Source organism: Vibrio rubrogenes, assembly GCF_059641415.1.
In genome coordinates this window covers 1-17,171 of the sequence record NZ_JCARSY010000041.1, presented here as the reverse complement: position 1 = coordinate 17,171, position 17,171 = coordinate 1, and the positions used below count along the sequence as shown (strand labels likewise).

At 42.5% G+C, this 17,171-nt stretch carries 16 protein-coding genes and 2 pseudogenes; 10 read left to right on the top strand and 8 right to left on the bottom strand.

The features are described from left to right. Nucleotides 1-2: 2 nt before the first annotated feature. Nucleotides 3-245, top strand: coding sequence for a 2Fe-2S iron-sulfur cluster-binding protein (locus AC55NX_RS18535; RefSeq protein ID WP_496997076.1), 243 nt, complete (start codon nt 3-5; stop codon nt 243-245). A gap of 93 nt (nt 246-338) precedes the next feature. Next, nucleotides 339-1,031 carry a B3/B4 domain-containing protein gene (locus AC55NX_RS18530; RefSeq protein ID WP_496997075.1) on the top strand — a complete coding sequence of 231 codons (693 nt, stop codon included), beginning with the start codon at nt 339-341 and terminating at the stop codon, nt 1,029-1,031. Nucleotides 1,032-1,085: 54 nt separating this feature from the next. Here the strand turns inward: AC55NX_RS18530 and AC55NX_RS18525 are convergent, their stop codons facing one another. Both AC55NX_RS18525 and AC55NX_RS18520 read right to left on the bottom strand, forming a co-directional pair. Beyond that, complete coding sequence (locus AC55NX_RS18525; protein ID WP_496997074.1) at nt 1,086-1,361, bottom strand: hypothetical protein; 276 nt, start codon at nt 1,359-1,361, stop codon at nt 1,086-1,088. A 76-nt stretch (nt 1,362-1,437) separates the two neighbouring features. Continuing rightward, nucleotides 1,438-1,701 (bottom strand): annotated as a pseudogene (locus AC55NX_RS18520) (transposase); the annotation flags it as partial. 109 nt (nt 1,702-1,810) lie between these two features. Between AC55NX_RS18520 and AC55NX_RS18515 the strand changes: the two are divergent. Continuing rightward, a pseudogene (locus AC55NX_RS18515) lies at nt 1,811-2,038 on the top strand (P-loop NTPase fold protein); the annotation flags it as partial. Here the strand turns inward: AC55NX_RS18515 and AC55NX_RS18510 are convergent. From AC55NX_RS18510 to AC55NX_RS18495, 4 genes are all read right to left on the bottom strand, one after another. Beyond that, nucleotides 2,024-3,256: a multidrug effflux MFS transporter gene (locus AC55NX_RS18510; RefSeq protein ID WP_496997073.1), complete on the bottom strand. Its 1,233-nt coding sequence runs from the start codon at nt 3,254-3,256 to the stop codon at nt 2,024-2,026. The pseudogene AC55NX_RS18515 and the gene AC55NX_RS18510 sit on opposite strands and share 15 nt — an antisense overlap. A 3-nt stretch (nt 3,257-3,259) precedes the next feature. Continuing rightward, on the bottom strand, nt 3,260-4,789 hold the full coding sequence (locus AC55NX_RS18505; protein WP_496997072.1) for a Gfo/Idh/MocA family oxidoreductase: 1,530 nt from the start codon (nt 4,787-4,789) through the stop codon (nt 3,260-3,262). A 301-nt stretch (nt 4,790-5,090) separates the two neighbouring features. Beyond that, a complete protein-coding gene (locus tag AC55NX_RS18500; RefSeq protein WP_496997071.1) occupies nt 5,091-6,788 on the bottom strand; it encodes a carbamoyltransferase C-terminal domain-containing protein in 1,698 nt (565 codons plus the stop codon). Between the two features lies 1 nt (nt 6,789). Further along, a complete protein-coding gene (locus AC55NX_RS18495; protein WP_496997082.1) occupies nt 6,790-7,608 on the bottom strand; it encodes a class I SAM-dependent methyltransferase in 819 nt (272 codons plus the stop codon). A gap of 391 nt (nt 7,609-7,999) precedes the next feature. On the opposite strand from AC55NX_RS18495, the gene AC55NX_RS18490 reads away from it, so the two are divergent. Continuing rightward, a complete protein-coding gene (locus AC55NX_RS18490) occupies nt 8,000-9,166 on the top strand; it encodes a MalY/PatB family protein (protein WP_496997070.1) in 1,167 nt (388 codons plus the stop codon). A 326-nt stretch (nt 9,167-9,492) separates the two neighbouring features. Here AC55NX_RS18490 and AC55NX_RS18485 read toward each other — a convergent pair whose 3' ends face one another. Beyond that, entirely contained in the window at nt 9,493-9,963 is a 471-nt protein-coding gene (locus tag AC55NX_RS18485) for a tyrosine-type recombinase/integrase (RefSeq protein WP_496997081.1), read from the bottom strand. Next, nucleotides 9,945-10,592, bottom strand: coding sequence for a hypothetical protein (locus AC55NX_RS18480; protein WP_496997069.1), 648 nt, complete (start codon nt 10,590-10,592; stop codon nt 9,945-9,947). The genes AC55NX_RS18485 and AC55NX_RS18480 overlap by 19 nt, the downstream gene beginning before the upstream one ends. 94 nt (nt 10,593-10,686) lie before the next feature. On the opposite strand from AC55NX_RS18480, the gene dusA reads away from it, so the two are divergent. From dusA to AC55NX_RS18450, 6 genes are all read left to right on the top strand, one after another. Then, on the top strand, nt 10,687-11,730 hold the full coding sequence (gene dusA / locus AC55NX_RS18475) for a tRNA dihydrouridine(20/20a) synthase DusA (protein ID WP_496997068.1): 1,044 nt from the start codon (nt 10,687-10,689) through the stop codon (nt 11,728-11,730). 156 nt (nt 11,731-11,886) lie between these two features. Further along, nucleotides 11,887-12,090, top strand: coding sequence for an envelope stress response protein PspG (locus AC55NX_RS18470; RefSeq protein ID WP_496997067.1), 204 nt, complete (start codon nt 11,887-11,889; stop codon nt 12,088-12,090). A 131-nt stretch (nt 12,091-12,221) separates the two neighbouring features. Beyond that, nucleotides 12,222-12,458 (top strand): hypothetical protein, encoded by a 237-nt coding sequence (locus AC55NX_RS18465; RefSeq protein WP_496997080.1) that lies wholly within the window; start codon nt 12,222-12,224, stop codon nt 12,456-12,458. An 83-nt stretch (nt 12,459-12,541) separates the two neighbouring features. Continuing rightward, entirely contained in the window at nt 12,542-14,395 is a 1,854-nt protein-coding gene (locus AC55NX_RS18460) for an assimilatory sulfite reductase (NADPH) flavoprotein subunit (protein ID WP_496997066.1), read from the top strand. Continuing rightward, nucleotides 14,395-16,128, top strand: coding sequence for an assimilatory sulfite reductase (NADPH) hemoprotein subunit (gene cysI, locus AC55NX_RS18455; protein WP_496997065.1), 1,734 nt, complete (start codon nt 14,395-14,397; stop codon nt 16,126-16,128). The genes AC55NX_RS18460 and cysI overlap by 1 nt, the downstream gene beginning before the upstream one ends. Further along, entirely contained in the window at nt 16,121-16,897 is a 777-nt protein-coding gene (locus AC55NX_RS18450) for a phosphoadenylyl-sulfate reductase (RefSeq protein WP_496997064.1), read from the top strand. The genes cysI and AC55NX_RS18450 overlap by 8 nt, the downstream gene beginning before the upstream one ends. Nucleotides 16,898-17,171: the final 274 nt, after the last annotated feature.

Sequence of the window (17,171 nt, the reverse complement as noted above, 5' to 3'; positions counted from 1 at the left end):
CGATGTTCGGACTGTTCAAAAAAATACAGGTTGATATCGATGGCACAACCTATCCGGCAGCTAAGAATTCAACCCTGCTTCGGGTATGCCTGAGTCATGGCATCAACATTCAGTATAAATGTCAGAGTGGTGTCTGTGGCAAATGTGCCGTCATTGAACATACCAGCCAAGGCGATGTCCCCACACTTGCATGTCAGAAGGTTATTTCGCCCAGTGAGACCGGGCGATTCAGTACGATTCGATAAAATACCGCACTGAATGGTCAACGCCAGTGATAGCAAACTGGCGTGATGATTTGTGAACCGTTGAGTATCCCATTTGCCACCAAAGGAATGATTATGATCATCGTTACCCCGCATATTGATACACGTATTGCTCATATCGCACCAAATTTCAGAGCATTGAGTATTTTAGTCAAAGGCACCGAGATTCAAAATCCTCAATATGCCACACAGGTTCTGCAACAGGCATGTCAGTCTGTCATGAAGAATGACCATGCATGGGCTGAATCCCATATCAATGCCTGGAGTGATGTGTTTCGTCAATTTGGTGCTAAGCCGAATAAAACCCCATGTTCTGCTGCGGCGCTACGTAAGCGAGTATTAAAGCAGGGGGAGATACCGAGCATCGATCCGATCGTGGATATCTACAATGCAATTAGCATTCAATATGCGATCCCGGTTGGCGGAGAGAATCTGGATGCCTACCAAGGTACACCGACACTCACCATTGCCGATGGCACTGAAGCCTTTGAAACCATCAAGGATGGGGTTTCCATCGTCGAAAGTCCGGATGCCGGAGAAGTCATCTGGCGGGATGACATTGGTGTCACTTGCCGGCGCTGGAACTGGCGACAAGGACTCAGGACTCGCATTGGATCAGAGACACGCAATATGTGGTTCATTTTAGAAAGCTTACCTGAAATGCCGTTGGACTGTTTACAACAAGCCGGAGCAGAGATGATAAAGCACTTACAGATACTGATGCCGGAGGCGAGGATTCAACACGAAATGGTGTCTGTGGCAGGGTGAGATGTAAGGCTTCGTAACAACGAAGCCTTAGATTTAGCTGAAAATACTCATGTGTTAGATACAATAGAAACCGAAAGGTAATTCGACTTTTGTTTTTCCTACAGGGCATTCACCTCTTTTTTCCGCTTCTTTTTCAATGATTTCTTCTACTGCTTTTTCAAAGTTGGAAAGATCTCCATTCACATGAAGGACTTTTCCACCAGAAAGCGAAGATAGTTTTTCCGCAGTACTTGCTGAGTCTGAAGCTAGATTTGATTTATTTTCAGGTGAAAGTGACTCTAATTGTTCACTAAATCCCTGTAATTGATTGGAGCGCTTGATGAGCTCCATAAGTTGCTCATGAGTCGAACTTTGTGCAGATTTACGTTTTGCTGCAACGAGTGGATCTGGTGTTGCTGTATAAATAGCGGGTAACTCCGACGGCTTTTTTTAACAGGTCACGTTCTTCAGTCACTCTTTTCAATTCTTTTTGTAATCGTCGGATCTCTGCTGATTCTTCTGTCTTGTGTTGATATTCAGCAGAATCGGGACCATAGCGCTTAATCCAGGCATAAAGACTGTGGGTTGTCGTGCCCAAACGACTGGCTACCTCTGCGACAGAATGACCTGCCATGGTAACCTGTTTGACCGCTTCAATTTTAAATTCTTCGGGGTAACGTTTGCTGCTCATAAACACCTCTTTTTAGCTATTCTATCTAACTAAAAGGTGTCTAGGAAATCGGTAGCTATTCAGACCCAATGACCCTGACTTACTAAATAGACTTGATTTTGCTAACCACCTAGCAAACGTACTTCTATTAAATCATGATGATGATTGTCTAACTGTATCTTTGGAAGGGGAATGGGGGTATGGCAAAACATCAGTAATAAACCTTGTCAAAGAAGCTTTAAATGAAAAAGAAGCTGCCCCTATCATCATTGAGTATAGCCCTTGGTTGGCTGGTAAGCCTGAGTCGTTCCGACACACCGATTTACTCTCCGGACACCTCACTTCAAACTTCAGGTGAGTCCGATTTGAGATGCCTTGCTTCCTGTACACAATGTTGCCGGTCATGTCTGCGGTAGCTTCGCTCTGCTATCACAATTCCTGCCGCTAAAACATAGTAACTCACAATCATAACGGTCCAGTCAGGAGACCAAAGCTGAATCACGAACCATGCAACTAACGAAGAGAATGTCATCTGAGCAGCAGCCAACAAAGCAGATGCTGTACCGGCGAGTTTCTTAAACGGAGATAGTGCTACAGATGCACCAGCCCCCATTAATAACGCAAAACCGAAACTACCGATCGTTGCAGGTATGATATATCCCCATACAGAGACCAATTCAAAATACCTTACAACATAAAACGCGGAAGCAGCCAGTAACAAGCAAGCAGCACCGACTAGCAAAATAGTGGGCTCTTTCACTTTCCCCAACACGTGTGACACCAACATACTCCCACTTGTAATCGCAACAGCATTCACGGCAAAGTAAAAACCAAAGGCATCAACAGGAATACCAAACTGCCCGATAATCACAATAGGGGAACTTGAGAAGAAAATAAGCTGGCTGGCAAAACCGCAACTCGCGGCAATACATCCAAGCCGGAACTCAGCATGGCGAATGACACGAAGATACCCGGAAAAAACAGCACCCACTTGTAACGTTTCTGTCGCTTGTTCTTTCGGCAGCGGTTTAAACATCACAACAATAAAACACACCGAGACAAACACAGCCAAAAAGTAGAAGCTGGCTTCCCATCCATACCGCACGATCAGCGCGCCACCGATAATCGGGGCTAACACCGGAACCAAACTGATCACACCATTAAACAAGCTGAAAACTTTACCAATCATAGGCCCAGAAAATAGCCGGGGAACACAGGCAAATACAGAAACTGCGGTAGCACTAGCCCCGATGCCCTGTATTAAGCGAAACCCGATTAACATCGCAATATCGTTCGAAAAATAGACTAAAACAGAACCAGCTATATAAAGAACACCGCCGAAGCAAAAAACAAACTGCGAACTATAACGATCCACCAGCGGACCAAAAACGAGCTGCCCAAGGCTAAGGCAAAGAATAAACCCGCTGATCAACCATTGTGTCATACCGGGCGCACTCCCCAGAGCATTTGCTATAGTTGTTGTCCCCGGAATACAGATATCCAGTCCCAAAGGTGCAGCAACCACCAAAGGGAACAGCCATATAATTCGATTTAGTATATTTTTTTGTAAACTCATGAATCACGCCACCGATGTCTCAATCTCTTCATACATACGCTGCCTGCACTGACCTATATTGAGAACTCGGTTGACCTGTGGGGCTCGTCCTGAATATTGAGCGCATATTGATTGGTAAACTGCTGATACTAACACGGCTCCGGCTTCGTGTTTGGAAAAATCTGACTTCATCTCTTCTGGAAATATTTCTCCCCGCATGCCCTGTATAAACTCATAAAAAGCCTTGGCTTTTGACTTGCCAATCAAACCTTTTTTGCCGCCTTCCATTCGTATGAGATCGTCAACATTCAATACTTCAACATGCTTCCCGCCAAGCATCTTATGATTACGAAAAATATAGATTTCCAAATGTTCTTTTGTTCCAACCCGCTCGTCCGCACATGAAGTCGAGATAAATGGTTCATCGGATTTATACGAATGGAAATGAATCGACTGAAATGGGCCTTGCTGTATAATATGAGATTCATGAGAAATCCGGCCATTCCCTTTATATAAATCTCTTCCGGCGGCCGTCACCCAGTTTCTTTGTGAATATCCATTGTGAGTTAGGTTTACAGAAACTGACGTCAGAATTCGATCCCCTTTTTTAAAAGCAATATGGCTACTACAATCCACTTCACCATATGTGGCGAAATAACTTCGCAAAGATTCCTCATCATATTTATTATGCTGACGAAATAAAGATTCACCAAATAATAATTCATAATCCCTAAGGCTCATTTGTGAAAGGACATCATCAGGTCGCACTGCACTAGAAAATACGTCAACATTATCATAGTATTTATCTCCTCCTAACCCAGACTCCAGAATATATGGAATAATGTCGAAATAATGATAACCGCTATGTGAACACTTCCCATAGCCCTGATTATATGGATGATAATGTTGATCAACAATTTCGGAAGGCATGCGCCATTGCCCATCTGAATGAAAAGTCTGTACATTTGTCACCGGACAATTCGTTTCTTCAAAACATGTCTGAATTCGGTCTTTTATCAAGTTGAATGATGTCTGGTATCGTCTTTGTGCCATTAAAGAAAAAATCAAATGGGGATAATTACTCTTCTGGTGCTGGTAAATTCGATTTAATTGATAATAATCATCAGCCACTTGTGCGGCTGCCTCAGGTGAAGTCGAAACACCTTCATAAGATGAAATAGGTTTATCCATTAATACCGACAATCCGGATTCCAAAGCCCATTTTGCATAACACAAGTGAGTTAATGGCTCTGTTGCAATAATTACACCATTAATATGATGCTTTTGCACAAGCTGATTCAATTCTATAATGACGGCTGGGTGAATGCGATCAACGAGGTTCATCTCATCATCGATATAAAGCATTTCTGGCTTTAATTGCTTATCACATAAATAACTGTTAACTTTTTCTTTCGAGGAATCCAAATCAACAGCAGCACACAAATTTATATCGGAATCATTCACGGACAATTCTAGTAAGGGATGATAAATTCGTTGGGAATGAGGGCCAAAGCCAATGAGTAACAAATTAATTATTTTAGGGTAAGATGCCATACTTCTAACCTATTTAAAGTCGTAAAAAAACAGAAATAAAGGCTCCGAATAAAGAAATCCTTTTCCTGATACCCCCAATAATTGGCATTGCGGCAAAGTGACAATATATTCACCACAAGTTCAGTATTACATATGAAATGCCATGTGAGAGCACACTGTCAATACTGCGGCAACACCAATAATAGGAGTTATCAAAGTACTATTTATGAATTAAGTACTATTCATTAATTAAGTGCTATATATTAATTAAGTACCATATACCAAGAGCTATACAGGTATTCGTCGGGATACCTGCATCATATTAATGCTTTTCTAATACATATTTATCGACAACCAATAAATCCATTCCTACTGCTTTCCTGAAACAATGAATAGCATCTTCAGGTGATTCAACAATGGGCATCCCGGCAAGATTAAAACTTGTATTTAAAACAACGGGAACTCCGGTCAGATTGTCCAGTTCCTGAATTAAATGATAAAACTTCTTATTGGAATCTTCAGTCACAGTCTGCAATCGCGCCGTACCGTCCGCATGAATACAGGCTGGCATATCTATTTTTGCCTGTGACGTCACAGGGGCTACTTTCATCATATAAGGAACCGGTGAAAGCATCTCAAAATATATATCTGCTTTTTCTTCCAAAACAACAGGCGCATAAGGCCGGAACCATTCACGTAGTTTGATTTGACTATTCAAGATCTCTTTCATCCAGCTATTTTGTGGCCCAGCCAATATACTGCGGTTACCTAGTGCTCGAGGTCCGTATTCACTACGATCTTGGAACCAACCGATGACCTTTCCTTCGGCAATGAATTTCGCTGCATGTTGCTCAGGGGACTCAACTTTATGAATAATAAACTCATCTTTTACTGCGAAAACTGCCGCATCTATTTCATCCTGTGTGTAGATGGGTCCAAGATAAGGAGAAGAGCGAAACGCAGGTACTTTTCCTCCAGTTTTCCAAAAATACTCAGCAACCGCCCCCAAAGCTAAACCAGCATCACCTGGGGAAGGTGGCACATAAACCGTCACACCCAGCTCTGCTTCCATGGTTCTGTTCATTACTGAATTCATCGCGACACCACCCGTGACACAAACAGTATCAACCTTATATTGTTCAATCAGACGTCGTACACGCTGGTTCACTGATTGATCTAGTTGATCCTGAGCCCAAGCCGCAAGATGCATATCAAATGGACGAATCAAGCCATCTTTTTCACGCTTCTCCGGAATATCTAATCCTTGAGATTTAAACCACGTTCTTAGATCTTTCGTGCAATCATCAAGATAATCAATTTCATGTAACGCCGATTTCATTTCACCCGATTCAGTTTCAATAAAAGGGTGATATTCAGCGAGAACGGATGGATCGCCGAACGACGCTAATCCCATGGTTTTCCCTGATTCTCTGTAGCTGTTAAAACCGAGGTAACATGTCACATCACCATAAAAACGCCCGTATCCTTGATCCCGTTCGTGAGCATGATCCCTAGCAACCAGTTTTATATCACCATTTTCATATAAATAATAACTAGTCTGTTCTGCTGCATTATTCTCTAAGACATTGTTATCAGTTCGATTTCCTAGAATATTCCCGGTGTGATCAGCGACAACAATCAACGCTCTCTCGAAAGAAGCCTGACTAACGGCACTTAATGCATGCGCTTCGTGGTGCGATTGTACAAAATGAATCGGTGTGTCAGAAAAAAGATGCCGAATCTCGGCTTCAAATTTTTCACACATTATATTGTCATCAGTCATCGGTTGACCAAAACCAACCACAGATACCGCTTTTAAATCACTCAGTGTTAATTTATTTCTATTCAGAACTTCTTCTACAGCACATTGGATATGGCCATCATATTTTTTCTTAGAAACTCTTTCTTCAGCAATCGCTGTAACAATTTCATCATCACTTGCCAGAACGACATTTCCATCAAAAGTTATAGTCCCGTCCGCCAACATCGGAAAGTTAACACCAAGTACAAGATCTTTCATTTTATATCCTTTTCGTTGCTTTAAGTGAGAACATTAAAGGGACTGAGTACGCATTATCTGAAAAATGCCACCAGTTATTTTCATCAGAAACCAAATCTGAGAATGCTTTATAAAAAGTTTTATCATATTCAGTGAAATTAGTAATACATAATCCAGATTCAACTAGACTATTAATAATCTCCGACAAACTATGAGACCACACATACTGTTCTTGATTTTTTAATTCACTTTTATCTGATGCGTAAGAATATTTATAATTTGCTTTAAATGGTTTCCTACCTGCCCAATATTGGTGTAAATAGCCATTATTAAATTTCGTATTATCCTTTTGAGGATTGCTAAACATTCTTGATACTGGGTGTTCATCGACAATAAGAAATTGGCCATTATTTTTTAAATGTGAAAATATTGTGTTGGCCCATGAATTTAAATTTTCTAGCCACACAAGAATACCGTAGGAAGTAAAAACTATATCAAATTCACCTAAGTTTAAATCACTTAAGTCGTAGACACTAGCACAATAAAAATTTGTTTTTAGATTAAACTTTGATTTTATTTTATTCGCGATTTCAATAGCCTTGCCAGAATAGTCAATTGCTGTTACATCTGCTCCCAGCTTTTCTAATGCAAAACTGTCAAGCCCTATATGACACTGAAGGTGAAGTATTTTTTTTCCTGATAATCTCCCTAATTGACTAATTTCAACATCTCGAAGTGAATATTTTTCTGGATGATAACTTTCTAAGTCATAATCCGATTCATCAGAGTGGATATTCGCAAGCTCATCCCAAAAACAAATATTTTTGGCATCATAATGCACAGTCAAAATAGATAATCCTTATTTTACTTTTAGTAAAAAATTTATCTGCTAACAACGCAAAGGCGAAACACTAATTTTAAGCAACCAATGAAGTATGATTCGGTTTAACTTTATACTTCTACTTCGACAAATCAAATTAATCTGAACATCATGTGATACTAGTCACATATGTCAAAAATATCATTTTTACACCATTTATTTGCTATAGTATTCAACTCTAGTTGCTGTATAGTTCCAGAAATTTTGTCTTCCATTGATATTTAATATGTCACAGTTTATATATTCACTAATCCTATACTTTGCTTGCATATGATTTTTATTTTTAATATCACAATATAAATCGTAAGATTTTTATTATTCCGGATAATTCGCTGATAGGACAGAATTAGAAATGAGCACTTTCGATCAATTTGTAGATAGAAAATGTAGTGATAGTGTTAAGTGGGCTAAGTATAAGAGTAGAGATATTATCCCTCTATGGATAGCAGATACGGATTTTCCTTCTCCTTTTGAAGTTAAAGCAGCGTTAAAAAAGCGTGCAGATCACCCGATTTATGGTTATGGCTTTCCTTCTGAGCACTTAAAACATCTTTTTATAGATTGGGTAAAAAATAAGCATAAGTGGCTTGTTGCTGAAGATGACATTCTATTCACTCCTGGTATTGTTCCCGCATTAAATCTATGTTGTGAAGCATTTACCAAGCCTGATGAACACGTTCTAATCCAAACACCTGTTTATCCTCCGATTGCATCTGCCCCTTCTCGGTTTAGACGTAAATCGATTACACTTCCAGTTATTTTAATCGATGGAAAATGGAAAATAGACTTTTCAACACTCGACAAAACTTTGGATCAAAATACAAAATTATTAATTTTATGTAATCCGCATAACCCAACCGGAACTGTATTTTCCCGAGAAGATCTAACGGCATTATCTGAGTATGTTGAAAAACATGATCTGATCGTTGTTTCGGATGAGATCCATAGTGATTTAATTCTGGACGCCAACACACATCATATTCCTTTCTCAACGCTATCCGATGCGATGAGACTTCGTACTATTACTTTAATGGGGCCGAGTAAAACCTTTAACCTAGCAGGGCTCGGTTGCGGTATTGTTGTCATTGAAAATCCACTGCTGCGGATAAAATTTCAGACGGCCCAAGCCGGAATCATGGCAGGAGTTAATATTTTCGGGTTAACTGCTGCGGAAGCTGCATACCAACATGGAGAACAGTGGCTCAAAGAGCAAATAAGCTACTTACAAAGTAACCGGGATTATTTGTCCAAGCATCTTAATGCGCTTCCTGGCGTTCATATGCATCATACCCAAGCCACTTATCTTGCTTGGATTGATATCTCCGGCTTACAATTACAGGATGAACCAGAGCAGTATTTTGAAAAATATGGTGTTGGCATCAGTGGCGGCAAAGCCTTTGGTCAACCCGACCATATCCGGATCAACTTTGGTTGCCACCGATCTCAACTCGTGCAAGCAGTCGAAAGAATGACCACTGCAATCCTTGAAGCGAATAAGGCACAAGCAAAGTCGAAATAGATCGACGACACTCCAGCCGGTGACTTTTCCATCGAGTCATGACACCGCCGTTGTCATCATTCCTCTTTAACCGCCCCTCTAACTGGTTAATTTTTAATAGTGGCAACTATCCTGACATAAGGGGAGGGCAAGCTTCCCAGAAACAGTAATGCTGAGCTGGAATATGTTAATAAGTTATACATTTCCAGTAGTGGAAATGAAAAATGCTATCATGGAGTTATTTTGTTAACTCATAGGTAAAGTTTAAACATACTTTTCCTAATCTGACAGAACAGCCTTGATGCAACAGCTCTAAAACGTTTATGTCCAGAAATTAGATAGACTTCTCAGCCTTTCCCAACACTCATCCCCTTCTGCCGCTGAAGCAAATTAAACTTCTCATGCACCCGGTTCGGATAAAGCTCGGTATAAATCAGCCATAATGTATTGAGATTACGGTGGCCGGTGACCCGGGCGACTTCTTCAATTGAAAAGCCTTGTTCAAACAGACGGCTGGCTCCTTCGCGGCGCAGGTCATGGTATTTCAGATCGTGAATGTCGAGTTTACTCCGGACACGCTGAAAACCGGCAGAAACGCTTTTGCTATTGTAAGGGAAAATGCATGTTGCTGTTTTTGGCTGGCGTTGCAGAATGTCCCAGGCATCACCAAGCAGTGGCACCCACATATGATTGCCTTCTTTCTTACGTGGATCTTTTCGGTCCCGGACTTTCACTGCTTTACTTTTTTCATCGACATCTTCCCACAGAATTTTGCACACTTCACCGATACGCATACAGCTTAAAATCGAGAACTCCAGAATATCAAGATACGGAATATGGGCCGCACGGTGCTTCTGACGTTTGAGTAGTTCTTGCCTGATACGATCCAGTTCATCACCAACGGGCCGACGCTGCGGCGTTCTGATTTTGCGATCAGGTTTAATTGATAAAGCGTGTAGTAAGCATCCCGGATGACTGAATCATCCACATCAATATTGAAGACAGGCCGGGCGGATTTGAAAACACTGCGGAGGTAGGAAATATCACCGCCAATGGTTTGTGGCTTCACGCCGGAAGATTTGCGATCTTTACAATAGGCGACTAAATCGGAGACGGTTAGTTTATCTGCCCGGATTTTGGCAAGATCAGTATCAACCAGCATATTCAGTCCGTATTGCTTTGAACGGCCAATTTTCTCTGCGGTCAGCGAGTCATTCAGATAAAGCAGGATCAATTCCCGGATGGTCGGTTTTTCTGTCCTTCCCGGTAAGCCATGTATATCCAGCTTAGACACCAGTAGCGTGCCCCATTCTTTTGCATCAGATCGTTTCCCGAAAGTGCGGGATTCACGGTATACTACATCATTTCCTTTTTTGACCCGAACTGTGCAGCGGAAGCGAATGATGACTTTACTGGTTTTGCGTTTTTCTATCGTAAAGCTGGCCATTATTTTAAAATCAGGGAATTTGAATTACGTGCCCCATATTTTAAGGGACACATATGGGGCACGTAATAGTAAAAATAGTTGAGATCAGTTAAGAATGAGCCAGAAACAGAATATAGATAAATCTTTGCAAGACAATCAGTTATCTAGTAATACTGATGTGTCATTAAGTCGTAGATTCAGCGTTGCCCCCATGCTCGACTGGACTGACCGTCACTGTCGCTACTTCCACCGGTTGCTGACTTCGCAGGCGCTGTTGTATACCGAGATGGTGACGACGGGGGCGATTATTCATGGAAAAGGCGATTTTCTGGCTTATAACCATGAGGAGCATCCGGTTGCTTTACAATTGGGTGGTTCGAATCCACAGGATTTGGCGACTTGTGCAAAATTGGCTGCTGAACGTGGCTATGATGAGATTAACCTCAACGTCGGTTGTCCGTCAGATCGCGTCCAGAATGGCCGGTTTGGGGCATGTTTGATGGCTGAGCCCCAGTTGGTTGCTGAATGCGTGGCTGCGATGAAAGCAGAAGTTGATATCCCGGTGACCGTGAAAACAAGAATCGGTATTGATGAGCAGGACTCTTATCAGTTTCTGACCGATTTCGTCACAATTGTTGCTGAACAAGGTGGCTGCGAACAGTTTACGATTCATGCACGTAAAGCATGGTTGAATGGTCTGAGCCCGAAAGAGAACCGGGAGATACCACCGTTAGATTATCCCAGAGCCTATCAGCTGAAACGAGATTTCCCCCATTTACAGATTGCTGTTAATGGAGGCATCAAAAGCCTTGAAGAAACGAAAGAGCATCTTGAACAACTTGATGGGGTGATGATCGGTCGCGAAGCATATCAGAACCCATATCTGCTGGCAGAAGTGGATCAACAGATTTTTGGCCTGGAAACGCCGGTGAAGAAGCGTTCTCAGATTGTCGAAGAGATGTATCCATATATCGAATCGCAATTATCGCAAGGAGCCTATCTCGGACACATCTCTCGTCACATGATCGGGCTGTTTCAGAATATGCCCGGTGCCCGGCAATGGCGTCGTTATATTAGTGAGAATGCGCATAAAAAAGGTGCAGGAATCGAAGTGATTCAGACAGCACTATTGAAAATCCCTGAATCTTTAAATGTGTAAATCTGACCTGAGATTCGTCAGATTGACCAATTGTCAGTTAGCTATTTGGTATAGAGTTATTCTGAGGCTCGGAAAATCAGTGGGTTCAGGCTGTGTTGAGTTGGCCTGATTTCTGCTTACTCATAGAAAATAAAGCTGGAAAAATAAAGGAAAACTATGATGGTTGAAGTGCTGTATTTGTTGATCTTTGCTGGGGTGTTGTTTTTTACGGGGGTGACACTGTTTGGTGTCATGTTGTCGATTGGCGTGTCATTCTTGTTTATTTTGGCGTTTGGCATGTTCGCCATATTTATTAAGATGCTGCCTTGGTTACTCGTGATTGTGCTTGGTATTTGGTTATTGAAGAAGTTTGCACATTAATATTTCATTTAGTTATTGATATCTATCTTTATATTATATTTTTATATAATTGTCGGGAAAAGCTTAACTTTTCAACCATCATCTTCCATGATGAAATGAGCGTGTTGGCGATCAACATGGAGGAACAAGAGATGACGCTTGAAGAACTGAGAACCCTATATCGGGAAAACCTTCTGGTGGAAGCGATTGTCGAGCCTTTTTCTGACAATGGGATGTGGATTGTCGAGTTCAGACACGCAGATGGACCTTTTATTCTGTTAACCGATGAAGATGGTGAAGAGTGCCATTACACCAATTTAGATATGGCTTCTAAGTCAGCAATGGATGTCGGTTTTAAACATGTCAGGATCGAATCTCTAGAGTTGTAGCCCTTCTTACTCCCAAAAGTTATAAAACATTCTCATCTATTCTTTCTTGTTATTAGTGAGCTTGGTTACTCTATCGTCATGCAATGAATAGGGAAGTCGTGACGATGTCTTCAGCAAATAACAATATTTCTAATAACAGTGGATTATTTTCTAGCCCACTCAACGATACGCAACTCAGTCAGTTGCAACATACTGTTTCACAATTGTCGCCGCAACAATTAGCTTGGGTAAGCGGATATTTCTGGGGCTTGAGTCAATCTCCGGCTGGTGAGGTTTCCGGTGCAGTGACGATGTCTCCGCTCGCGGCAGCAAAACCGGCTGATAAACTCACCATTATTTATGCTTCCCAAACCGGAAACGCGAAAGGGGTCGCAGAAGCGCTGGAGCATGAGGCGCAAGCACAGGGGATTCCGGTACAGATTTTTGATGCCAGTGACTACAAAGGTAAAGATCTGGCCAAGGAAACACATGTTGTCATCGTGGCTTCAACGAATGGTGAAGGTGAAGCGCCCGATAATGCCCTTGAGCTACATGAGTTTTTGCAGTCCAAAAAAGCACCGAAACTACCGAATCTGCAATATGGCGTGATTGGTCTGGGCGATTCAAGCTATGAGTTCTTTTGTCAGACGGGTAAAGATTTTGACGCTTTCCTCTCTAAATTGGGCGCTAAATCGTTTTTGGAACGAGTGGACTGCGATGTGGACTATGACGCTCCGGCTGCCGAGTGGCGTCAAAAAGCGTTGGGGATTCTCAAAGAATCGATGTCGGAAGGGCAAGGCGAGGTGGTGCCGTTACCGATTCAACCCGCGGCAAGTGCTTCTGCCGAATTTACTAAGCTGAAACCATACACTGCGACGCTGCTGACCAACCAGAAAATTACCGGGCGCGATTCAGGCAAAGATGTTCGTCATATCGAAATTGATCTTGAAGGTTCAGGGATCACTTATCAACCGGGCGATGCGTTAGGAGTTTGGTATGAAAACGATGCGGAGTTATCCAGTCAGATTTTGAGTTGTGTCGGATTATCTGGTGTGGAGAGTGTTGAGGTCGATGGTGAAAGTATTTCGATTCACAGTGCTTTAATTCATCAGTTTGAAATCACTTCCTCTAATCCTCAGTTTATTACTCGGGTGGCTGAACTGTCTGAATCGACATTCTTGAAAGAACTTGTCGAAGACAAAGATAAGTTGCGTGAGTATTCAGCCCATACACAGATTATTGATGTGTTAAAACAAGCCGCTGTGCAGTTATCGGCAGATGAGTTGGTGGGACTATTACGCCGCTTGACTCCTCGTCTTTATTCGATCGCATCCAGTCAAAGTGAAGTCGATGAAGAAGTTCATCTGACGGTCGGGGTGGTTGAATATGATCAAAATGGCGAAGCCCGTCAGGGAGGAGCCTCCGGATTTTTGACGCATCGTCTTGAAGAAGGTGAAAACGTCAAAGTTTTCATTGAGCATAATAATAACTTCAAACTTCCTCAGGATGATGATACTGCGATCATCATGGTGGGGCCGGGAACTGGTATTGCTCCATTCAGAAGTTTTATTCAGGAAAGAGATAACCGTGGCGCTTCTGGTCAGAGTTGGTTGTTCTTCGGTGACCGGACATTCACACAGGATTTCCTCTATCAGGTTGAGTGGCAGAAATATCTGAAATCAGGGGCTTTAACTCAGATGGATGTTGCTTTTAGCCGCGATCAGGCAGAAAAAGTTTATGTTCAGCACCGCCTGCTGGAAAAAGCCGGGCAGGTCTGGGACTGGCTTCAGAATGGTGCATATATCTATGTGTGTGGTGATGCAACCCATATGGCAAAAGATGTTCACGAAGCCTTGATTACAATTGCCGAACAGCAAGGTGGTTTAGGTCGGGAACAAGCTGAAGAATATGTCAATGAACTCCGTAAAGCGAAGCGTTATCAAAGGGATGTCTACTAATGAGTGCGAATCAAGAAACCAAAGACCAAGAAGTATTGGGACAAGTGCTGGGGCCATTGTCTGATAACGAGCGCCTGAAAAGAGAGAGTAATTTCTTACGTGGTACGATCACGCAAGATCTTCAGGATCCGCTCACGGGGGGATTTACGGCAGATAATTTTCAGTTGATTCGTTTTCATGGTATGTATCAGCAGGATGATCGTGATATTCGGGCCGAGCGAACAAAACAGAAGCTGGAGCCGTTACATAATGTGATGCTTCGTGCACGAATGCCCGGTGGTATTATTCAGCCACAGCAATGGCTCGCTATCGATCAATTTGCTACGGAACACACCATGTATGGCAGTATCCGTCTGACGACCCGGCAAACCTTTCAATTTCATGGTGTGCTGAAGCCTCAAATTAAAATGATGCATCAGATGCTAAATCAAATCGGAATTGATTCGATTGCCACTGCCGGTGACGTGAACCGTAATGTACTGTGTACATCGAACCCGGTTGAATCTGAACTTCATCAGGAAGCCTATGAGTGGGCGAAGAAGATCAGTGAGCATTTACTGCCGAAAACACGGGCTTATGCTGAAATATGGCTTGATGGGGAAAAACTGGAAACGACTGATGAAGAGCCGATTCTGGGAAGTAACTATCTGCCTAGGAAGTTTAAAACAACCGTTGTCATTCCGCCTCATAATGACATTGATGTGCACGCCAATGATTTAAATTTTGTGGCGATTGCTGAAGCTGGCAAGTTAATTGGGTTCAATGTGCTGGTGGGCGGTGGTTTAGCGATGACGCATGGTGATACATCAACCTACCCTCGTCGTGCAGATGATTTTGGGTTCATTCCGCTGGAAAAAACACTGGATGTCGCAGCCGCAGTTGTTTCGACACAGAGAGATTGGGGCAATCGTTCTAATCGTAAAAATGCGAAGACCAAGTACACACTCGATCGTGTTGGTATCGATGTATTTAAGGCTGAAGTTGAAAAAAGGGCCGGCGTCAATTTTGCAGAAAGCCGACCTTATGAGTTCACCAGTCGTGGTGATCGCATCGGATGGGTTGAAGGAATTGATGGCAAGTTCCATCTGACTCTCTTTATTGAAAATGGTCGGTTACTGGATTATCCGGGTAAGCCATTAAAGACGGGCGTCGCTGAGATCGCGAAAATCCATCAGGGAGACTTCAGGATGACGGCCAATCAAAACCTGATCATCGCTGGTGTGACAGCTGAGCAAAAAGAGCAGATTGAATTGATCGCCAGAGCACATGGTCTGATGGACGACAGTGTGAGTGAGCAGCGCAAGAACTCAATGGCGTGTGTATCATTTCCGACTTGTCCGCTCGCGATGGCTGAAGCTGAACGTTTCTTACCTGAATTTGTAACTGATGTTGAAGGTATTCTGGAAAAACATCAGTTAGGAAAAGATGAGAACATTATTTTACGGGTAACCGGCTGTCCGAATGGATGCGGTCGCGCCATGCTTGCTGAAATCGGGCTCGTCGGTAAAGCTCCGGGACGCTATAACTTGCATCTCGGCGGAAATCGGGCCGGGACTCGAATCCCGAAAATGTATAAAGAAAATATTACTGAACAACAAATATTAACGGAGATCGACCAACTGGTAGGGCGTTGGGCGACAGAGCGTAATGACGGCGAATATTTCGGTGATTTTGTGATTCGCAGCGGAATCATTGAAGAAGTCGTGGTCTCAAAGAGGGATTTTTATGCCTGATAGTGTGCTATATCGGCCACAACTTTCTGAGTTACTCAACATGACCAAAGTGGAGCAGTCGCTTCACTTGGCAGAATTGAACGGGTATCTGGAAAGTTTGTCGGCGCAGGAACGGATCATTTGGGCGTTTGAGAACTTACAAGGAACATTTGCAGTCTCTTCTAGCTTTGGGATTCAAGCTGCATTGATGTTACATATGGTTTCTCAAGTTAAAAATGATGTTCCGATTATCCTGACTGATACGGGATATATGTTTCCCGAAACATATCAGTTTATTGACTTGTTGACGGAAAGACTGAACCTGAACCTGAAAATATATCGTGCGGAGCATACGCCTGCATGGCAGGAAGCCCGTTACGGGAAATTATGGGAACAGGATGTTGAAGGGATTGAGAAGTATAATCGACTCAATAAAGTGGAGCCGATGAGAAGAGCACTGAGAGATCTAGAAGTTGGAACTTGGTTCTCCGGATTACGTCGCGAGCAGTCGAAATCTCGTGCCAATCTGCCGGTGCTTGCAGTCCAGAACGGTGTATTTAAATTCTTGCCCGTCATCGACTGGACAAATAAAGATGTTCATTATTATTTGAAAGAATATGATCTGCCTTATCATCCGCTATGGGATGAAGGTTATCTCTCCGTCGGTGATGTGCACACAACTCGAAAATGGGAACCGGGTATGTCAGAAGAAGAGACACGCTTCTTTGGCTTGAAAAGAGAGTGTGGTCTTCATGAAGATGATGGCGAAGCCGATGGTTCAGGTATTTAATCCTTACCGAATAAAAAAAGCTGCAATCGCAGCTTTTTTTATATCTCAATCAATGTCAAAAAGGATAATTCTGTGGATAACTTGTGATTTATCTTTGAGTAAATTGGTATAAATAAGCCATTGAAGGATTATTCATCGATTAGCTGTTATTTTTACATTTTTTGCAAAAAAAGACTTGCGGATGTGAACTGGATATCTATAATGCGCACTCGTTGACAGGCAAGGCTTCTAAGGAGTTTGAGCAATGTTAACAAGGTTATAAAAAACGTGGATA